4 protein-coding genes and 1 pseudogene are annotated in these 7,547 nt (G+C 41.4%); all 5 read right to left on the bottom strand.

The annotated features are described in order from the left end of the window. Positions 1 to 555 (bottom strand): aldehyde dehydrogenase family protein (locus SORDD24_RS11575; protein WP_231082663.1); only part of this gene is annotated, 555 nt, incomplete at its 3' end. A 195-nt stretch (positions 556 to 750) separates the two neighbouring features. Beyond that, entirely contained in the window at positions 751 to 3,036 is a 2,286-nt protein-coding gene (pulA, locus tag SORDD24_RS02540) for a type I pullulanase (RefSeq protein ID WP_061407154.1), read from the bottom strand. 156 nt (positions 3,037 to 3,192) lie between these two features. Further along, positions 3,193 to 5,151: an NAD-dependent DNA ligase LigA gene (ligA, locus tag SORDD24_RS02535; RefSeq protein ID WP_061407151.1), complete on the bottom strand. Its 1,959-nt coding sequence runs from the start codon at positions 5,149 to 5,151 to the stop codon at positions 3,193 to 3,195. A gap of 86 nt (positions 5,152 to 5,237) precedes the next feature. After that, on the bottom strand, positions 5,238 to 7,139 hold the full coding sequence (locus SORDD24_RS02530) for an ABC-F family ATP-binding cassette domain-containing protein (RefSeq protein WP_061407150.1): 1,902 nt from the start codon (positions 7,137 to 7,139) through the stop codon (positions 5,238 to 5,240). A gap of 77 nt (positions 7,140 to 7,216) precedes the next feature. Further along, positions 7,217 to 7,547: pseudogene (locus SORDD24_RS02525) on the bottom strand (DUF5105 domain-containing protein); the annotation flags it as partial.

The raw sequence follows: 7,547 nt of genomic DNA, 5'->3' as shown, positions 1-7,547 counted from the left end.
ACCTGAGATTGATCCTTGTGTTGGTGGTTTAAACAGAACGACATTTCCTGCAATCAAAGCTGGAGCAATCTTTGATGCAGATAAATTTACAGGATAATTAAAAGGAGCAATGGCAAGCACGATACCAACGGGCTCACGGCGTACAATGGACATTTTATTTTTACTGGCAGCTTCAAAGCCCCCACCTTCCATGGCTTGACCAGTGATACGAAGTCCTTCTTCAGCAGTATATCTAATCAAATCAGCTGTACGGACTACTTCTCCTATAGCTGCCTGAATTCCCTTTGCCACCTCTTTGGCAAGTATCGTTCCAATTACTTCCTTGTCACGTTCTAAAATATCTGCTGTCTTATGCAGATAGGCTGCACGTTCTACGGGTGCCAAATCACGCCAAGCAGATAGCGCTGCTCGACCAGCTTTCATCACTTCATCAACTTCTGCCTGACTCATAGCTGGTACAGTACCAAGCTTCTCCTGATTAATAGGAGAGTAGATTGTAATTTCATTCTCTGATGATTTCCAATTTCCGTTTACTAAATTCTGATAGTTTGTCAAATCCGCTTCCTCCTGAAAATGATTAAAACTTATTTTAACAAATTTTCAGAAAATTACAACCCTTTTTGTGAAAATTTTGAGATTTTTTTCACAAACTTGATTCTTCAAATAGTTTGACACTTAATTCTACTCTTCATTGAAAACTTATAAATAACAAAAAGGATTAGACAATCTAACCCTTTTTATTTTATGTATTTAAGAGAGTACTTTTAGCACTGCGACACTAGTATTGTCGATTACATTCGACTCCTTTGAACGACTATTTGTCACAAGCATTTCTAGATTTCCTGCATTTTCAAAGTAGAAGGAAGTTCCTTTAGCATTGAATACCACCAATAAGTGCTCTGATCCACCGTGAATCTCGTAAACAATCCATCCGCTATTTTCTGCAGCCGTGTGGACAAAGACATGACGGTAAACTTCTTCGTATGTAGGATAAGAAAAGGCGCTAGTCTGTGTTTTCAGTCGAATAATCTGACGCACAAAGTCAATGCTTTCTTGTCTTTCATTGATCAAATCCCAGTTTATTTGGTTGACACTGTCAGGAGCGTTGTAACTATTCATAGCACGTTCTCGGTCTGCCGGAGTAAGTTGTCCATCTTCACCTGTCGGAATTAACTTGGTTCGACCAAATTCTTGGCCAATTTCCATAAAGGACATTCCTTGCATGAGCAGGTTCATTGCTGTCGCTGTCTCAACCTTGCGCATAATCTGGTCTGAACTTTGATCAGGATGAAGAGTCGCTAGTAAATCATGAAGATTGTAATTGTCATGGGCTTCAACATAGTTGAGAACCTGGTTTGGACTCAGATAAGAGCCCAACTCTCGGCTACCAAGAATAGCCTTGGCTACGATAGGTTCGGTGGCTGCACCACTTACAAATCCTGACTTGATTGCACCATAAACTTCTCCTCCTTTGATCGCATCACGCTGATCATCGTTGAAGAATCCGATATTTGGCATCTGGTAGGCATTGTCCTTCTTGGCCTTGTCATAAGGTGCAAGACCTGTTCCCATATCCCAGCCTTCTCCATAAGTGATAATACGGGGATCAACCTCATCTAGCGCCCAACGAATTGCTTGCATGGTTTTGACATCATGAATACCCATCAAGTCAAAACGGAAACCATCAATATTGTATTCTTTCACCCAGTATAGGAGAGAATCAATCATGTACTTACGGAACATTTCATGTTCACTGGCTGTTTCATTTCCTACACCTGTACCATTTTGGAAGGTTCCATCTCGGTTCATGCGGTAGTAATAATCTGGAACTGTTGTCTGGAAAGGCGCATCAATCGTTGAGAAGGTGTGATTATAAACCACGTCCATGATGACACCAATTCCTGCATCATGATAGGCCTGAATCATCGTTTTTAGATCACGAACGACTTGTCCTGGATCATCTGGATTGCTAGAGAAAGTTGGTTCTGGTGCATTGTAGTTTTGAGGATCATAGCCCCAGTTATAGGTTACATTTCCTTCCTCATCGTATTCCTTATGGCGATCAAAGATTGGTTGAAGTTGAACATAGTTGCAGCCAAGTTCTTTGATATAGTCAAAGGCGGTTGCTTGTCCGAATTGGTTAGTCGTTCCTGTCTGTGCAGCCCCAAGGAAGGTTCCACGGAGATGCTCTGCCACTCCAGATGTTGGAGATTTGGTCAAATCTCGGATATGCATTTCACAGATAACGGCTTTACATGGATTTTCCAAACGCCAAGGAGCTTCTGTCCCATGTTTGACTTCAAATCCATCCACTTGTCTCTCTTTGTGTGAGAGAATAACAGAACGTTTCCCGTCAGGACTGGTTGCAATTGTATAAGGATCTCTTGTCAAACTCTTGTGATGAGGGAATTCAATCTGATACTGATAAGCCTTACCAGCAAGATTCTCATCTAAATCTAGACTCCAAACACCAATGGTATTGTACTTATGACTATATGAATAGCTATTCCCTCGCTTTAGATTAAAGGTTTTCCAAATCGGCGCGTCGTTACTTGTATTTTCATAAACGACCACTTGGACTGCTGTAGCGGTTGGAGCCCAGAGTTTAAAGCTTGTCTGGTAGTCTGAGATACTATAACCTAACTCTCCTTGATATCCCCAATGATGATCGAAACTTTCACTGTGAAAGGCTTTATCAAAAGCAAACGGGTTTCGATCTTTATAGCAAGGACTTGCAATAGCTGGATTTTCAGAATAATAAACCGTCTCATCACCATCTAATATCCAAACCTCAGTCAACAGTGGATAATAGTTAAACCGTAGGAGATAGTCTTTTGTTTTTCCATCAATTTCGACAGAAAAGGTCAAAGTATCGAGCCTTTCTGCACTTGTAACTGTAAAGGAGAATTTTGCTCCAAAATAGTCATTTTCATAATACAAATTTTCTTTAACATCTGCCTGTTTTCTACTGAATGAACAAGCGGCATAATCCCCATTCTTTCGGTGAAAATGGATGACTACAGGGTAACTATACATTTCTTTTCCTAATTTCTAATTTCAATTTTAATTTTTAAAGTCATGCTGAAGAATTTAACGGGAATTTCAGCACAATAGAGAATAGCTTTAATAGATATAAAAACACATCAGGAGAGATAGTTCCAGACTATCTGACATCTATTTTTCAACTATTCTTTACAAACTTTCTAGCCAGGCCTCATCTCGAACTTCGATACCAAGTTCTTGTGCTTTTTGGAGCTTGCTTCCTGCATCTGCTCCTGCTACGACAAGATTCGTTTTCTTAGATACACTGCCTGTGACTTTGGCACCTAGACTTTCGAGTTTATTTTTGGCTTCAGAACGTGTGAGACGTTCCAATTTACCAGTTAATACAATTGTCAAACCTGACAAGGCCGCATCTGCCACTACTGTCTGTCCTTTGTAGTCCAGATTGACTCCAGATTCTTTCAACTCGTCTAAGAGAATCTTTGATCCTTCTGTAGCAAAATAAGTTTGAAGACTTTGAGCAATCACACTACCCAAACTTTCAATACTTGCTACTTCCTCAGGATCAGCTTGGGCTAGATTTTCAATAGAGTGGAAATGTTGGAGCAAGAGCTGACTAGCCTTGCTTCCGACATGGCGAATTCCCAGACCAAACAAGAGTTTTTCAGCAGAGTTTTCCTTGGATGCTTGAATGGCCTGATATAGTTTAGAAGCAGACTTTTCCTTGACGCCTTCTAAAAGAAGGAAATCGTTTTCTTTCAAACGGTAAATATCTGCCACATCCTTAACCAGATTAGCAGCAAAAAGCTTTTCGACGATAGATGGACCAAGACCCGTAATATTCATAGCATCTCGAGAGGCAAAGTGAATCAAACCTTCCATGATTTGGGCAGGACAGCGTGGATTGATACAACGAAGAGCCACTTCATCTTCAAAATGAAGCAACTGACTGTCACAGCTCGGACAGTTAGTCGGAATATCTAGTTTTTCTTCAGAAACACGTTTAGACTCTACCACACGCAGAACAGCAGGGATGATATCTCCAGCCTTATAAACGATAACCGTATCATCTTTGCGGATATCCTTTTCAGCAATATAATCTACGTTGTGAAGAGTTGCACGGCTAACAGTTGTGCCAGCAAGCTGAACAGGTGTTAGATTGGCAGTCGGGGTCACAACACCCGTACGACCTACTGTCCAGTCAACTGAAAGGAGTTGAGCTTCTTTTTCCTCAGCAGGAAATTTATAAGCTACTGCCCACTTAGGTGCTTTAACGGTAAAACCGAGTTCTTCTTGACCTGCTAGGTCGTTAACCTTGATGACCACCCCATCGATATCGTAAGGCAGTTTCTCCCGTTCTTGTCCTACTTCTTGGATAAAATCCCATACCTCATCTATACTTTGAGCCAATATTCGTTTAGGATTAACTACAAAACCAAGCTGTTCAAGATGCTCCAAGACCTTTTCTTGACTATCACGAGTTGAAGGGCTGGCTTCTTGATAGAGGAAAGTAGCAAGATTACGCTTGGCCACTACTGCTGTATCCAACTGACGCAAGGTGCCTGCAGCTGCGTTACGAGGATTAGCAAATTCAGGCTCCCCATTTTCTTGGCGGGCTTGGTTGACCTGATCAAAGGAAGCGCGTGGCATATAACACTCTCCACGAACGGTGATATCTAGTTCTTCTGGCAAGGTCAAAGGAATGTCCTTAACACGCTTGAGGTTTTCTGTGATATTTTCACCAACAGAACCATCCCCACGTGTCGCACCGACTACCAAAATTCCCTTTTCATACGTAAGCGAGATAGACAAACCATCGATTTTCAGCTCGCAAATATAGGTCGGGTGGGGTAATTCCTTTCGCACACGCGCATCAAAAGCTTCTAACTCTTCACGTGAAAAAGCATCCTGCAAACTATAAAGAGGATACTGATGACTGTATTTTTCAAAACCATCTAAAACCTTACCACCAACACGATGAGTCGGACTGTCCGCTAAAACTTGATCTGGATAGGCAGCTTCCAATTCGACCAACTCTCGGTAGAGGCGATCATACTCGCTATCTGAAACTGAGGGATTGTCACTCGTATAGTACTCGTTCGCATAGCGGTTAAGTAAGGCAACTAACTCATTCATTCTTTCATTCATAATCCCATTTTACCACAAAGCAAGCCCTCCTCACAATAGAGAAGGACTGAAAAAATCACAAGATTATCAAAAAATAAGAAAAATTCTTACACCTGCTCCGATAATTCTTCCCATTCAAGCATAGCCGCTTCCTGACGGTGACTGATTTTGTCCAGTTCAGCCTGCAACTCAATGAGTTTTTCGGCATCATTTGTTTCTAGCATTTGTTCAGAGATGGCTTGACTTTGGTTGTCTAACGTTTCGATTTCAGCCTCCAAGTTCTCGATTTGACGCATGAGCTTGCGGGCTTCTTTCTGACTTTCTTTCTGAGCTTGGTAGTCATTAACAGGACTTGCTTCTTTTTCTTGATTGCTAGTAGAGAGTTCCTCAGCTTGACTCACTTCTACTTCTGCCTTCTTTTCAACATAGTAGTCATAGTCTCCTAGATAGAGGGTCGAACCATTTTCGGACAATTCCAAAACATGAGTAGCTACGCGATTGATAAAGTAACGGTCGTGGCTGACGAAAAGAAGGGTTCCATCAAAGTCTATCAAGGCATTTTCTAGCACTTCCTTACTATCAATATCCAAGTGGTTGGTTGGCTCGTCCAAAATCAAGAAGTTGTTGTTTTCCATAGACAGTTTAGCAAGCAACAAACGAGCGCGTTCACCACCAGACAGCATGCCAACTGATTTTTTAACATCATCTCCTGAGAAAAGGAAGGCACCTAGGCGATTACGGATTTCAACCTCTGGTGTTAGTTTAAAATCATTCCAAAGTTCATCTAGGACACTATTGCTTGGTGTTAGCTTGCTTTGAGTCTGGTCATAGTAACCAACCTCAACATTTGCTCCAAAACGCTTCTCTCCTTTGATAAGAGGAATCTGGTCTACTAATGACTTGATAAAGGTTGACTTCCCGATGCCGTTTGGTCCAACGATGGCAACGGCGTTCATCTTACGAAGGTCCAGATTGATTGGCTCTGAAAGTATTTCCCCATCATAGCCAATAGCTGCGTTTTCAACAGTCAAAACAACATTGCCCGATGTTTTTTCAGACTGGAAGGTCATATTAGCTGATTTCTTACCAGCTTCAGGTTTATCCAAGCGCTCCATTTTTTCCAGTTGCTTACGCCGAGATTGGGCACGTTTGGTTGTCGAAGCTCTTACTAGATTGCGATTAACAAAATCTTCCAGAGCAGCGATTTCCTTCTGCTGTTTTTCATAGTTTTTTGCCTCAGTAGCTAGTTTTTGCTCCTTTAACTCAACAAAGCGAGAGTAATTGCCCACATAGCGATCCAAAGAATGCTTGGTCAAATCGAGCGTAATTGTTGCAACCTTGTCCAAGAAATAACGGTCGTGACTGGCAATGATGAGAGCGCCACTGTAGTTGACTAGATAATTTTCCAACCAGGCAATGGTTTCAATATCCAAGTGGTTGGTCGGCTCGTCTAAGACCAAGAGATTTGGTTTTTCAAGGAGCATTTTGGCCAGAGCAAGCCGAGTATTTTGACCACCTGAAAGCTCAGCAATTTTCATCTGCCACATAGTCTCGTCAAACTTGAAACCATTTAAAATCGCTCGAATGTCTGCTTCGTAGGTAAAACCGCCAGCTTGACGGAAATTCTCAGACAAACGGTCGTAGTCCGCCATGAGTTTATCTAGTTCCGCTCCAGTTTTCTCACCCATCTCCAACTCCATCTGCCGCAGTTGTGTTTCCGTACGCCGTAAATCATCAAAAACATGGAGCATTTCGTCATAAATGGTATTCTCAGACTCCAATCGGCTGTCTTGGGCTAGGTAGGAAAGAGAGATGTCTTTTTTCTTATTGATTTCCCCTCTAGTTGGCTCCTCTTCTCCAACTAAAATCTTCAAAAGAGTCGACTTTCCTGCCCCATTTTTTCCAACGAGGGCAATCCGATCGCGTTCATCTACCTGCAGATTGATATTATCAAAAAGAACCTCTCCTGCAAAAGAACGTTCAATTTTATTGGCTTGTAAAATAATCATGATTCTATTTTACTATCTTTTTCACTTTTAGACAATTGCAATGAAAAAAGTTCGAGTATAAACTCGAACTTTTTATTTTAGTATCCAATGCCTCCACGGAATGTGCGAGCCATATCTTTCAATTCATAGTTTTTAGAAGAGGTATCAATGGTCCATTTTCCATCTTTCTTCGTCATTTTAATTTCATAACCCTCTTTCTTCATGTTATCACTAGTGTCTAGAGGAGTAGATTCAAATTGGCTTGGTGCGTTTTCTAAGATGTACTTCTCACCGGCTTTCATAGCCTCCGAGTAGCTGCTATACTTACCTTTGTTTTCGTCATAGAATTTACTGCTCAATTCATAGACATTCAAGTTGTCCAAGTCAATCGTTTCAGGTCTTACATAGATAACAGCGTAATCAGGCAAG

This window comes from Streptococcus oralis (assembly GCF_001579175.1).
GTDB classification, from domain to species: Bacteria; Bacillota; Bacilli; order Lactobacillales; family Streptococcaceae; genus Streptococcus; species Streptococcus oralis_O.
Note: the sequence above shows the minus strand (reverse complement) of the source record. Positions and strands in the feature narration are given on the sequence as shown.